This window comes from Vibrio sp. OPT46, from assembly GCF_015163535.1.
Taxonomy (GTDB): Bacteria; Pseudomonadota; Gammaproteobacteria; order Enterobacterales; family Vibrionaceae; genus Vibrio; species Vibrio alginolyticus.
Genome location: NZ_JADDYG010000678.1, coordinates 37,716 through 38,721, shown reverse-complemented (window position 1 = coordinate 38,721; position 1,006 = coordinate 37,716). Strand labels below are relative to the sequence as shown.

Genomic DNA, 1,006 nt, shown 5'->3' with positions numbered 1-1,006 from the left:
CTGGATCAATTGTTTCTAAAATCAGAGGGATACCATCAAAACGAGGGTCTTTTGCGATGTACTCAAAGCAATCCCACCCGATCTCTCCTTTACCTAGAGAATGGTGGCGATCTACTTTGCTGGCAAACTCTACTTTTGAATCATTTAGATGCATTGCTCTTAAATAGTGCATACCTACGATACGGTCGAACTCTGCAAAGGTGCGCTCGCAATCTTCTTTTGTACGTAAGTCATAACCAGCCGTAAAGGTATGGCAGGTATCAATACAAACGCCGACACGATCTTTATCTTCCACTTGCTCGATGATTTCAGCAAGGTGCTCAAACTTCCAGCCTAAGTTAGTGCCTTGACCTGCCGTATTCTCGATAACAGCGATCACATTCGGCACCGCTTTATGCGCAAGATTGATCGACTCGGCGATCGTTGCGAGGCACTCCTGTTCAGAGACTTTCTTTAGGTGACTACCCGGGTGGAAGTTAAGCAAAGTCAGCCCTAACTGATTACAACGCTCCATTTCATCAATAAATGCCGCGCGGGATTTATTCAGCTTTTCTTCTTCCGGCGCACCCAAGTTAATCAGATAAGAATCATGGGGAAGAATATGTTCTGCTCCGAAACCCAGCATTTTACAGTTCGCTTTAAACGCACTGATGGTTTTTGCTTCTAAAGGCTTCGCCACCCACTGGCGTTGGTTTTTTGTAAATAGTGCGAATGCATTCGCGCCAATTTCACGAGCTCTCAACGGAGCTTGATCGACCCCACCAGCAGCAGAGACATGTGCACCAATGAGTTTATTCCCAAGCTTGTTTTTCATGTTTGTCATTTAATCACTTTAGACTTTCAGTATTGCTACCTAAATACAGATAGTTGCGTTAACCAGTTTAAACTTTAATCTCAATTTGTAGTAAATTTACAACAAAACTAGTTATTAAATATTTTTTATATTATCAAATAAATTGTAATTAGTTTATTTTCAAAGGTTTTATTGATTTAACTCAATAAAATC

Annotated in this window: 1 protein-coding gene; it reads right to left on the bottom strand. The window is 41.0% G+C overall.

Annotated features, from left to right (window positions below):
* On the bottom strand, positions 1-823 hold an 823-nt coding region (nfo, locus tag IQR33_RS24440; protein WP_228014117.1), incomplete at its 3' end, for a deoxyribonuclease IV.
* Between the last annotated feature and the right edge of the window lie 183 nt (positions 824-1,006).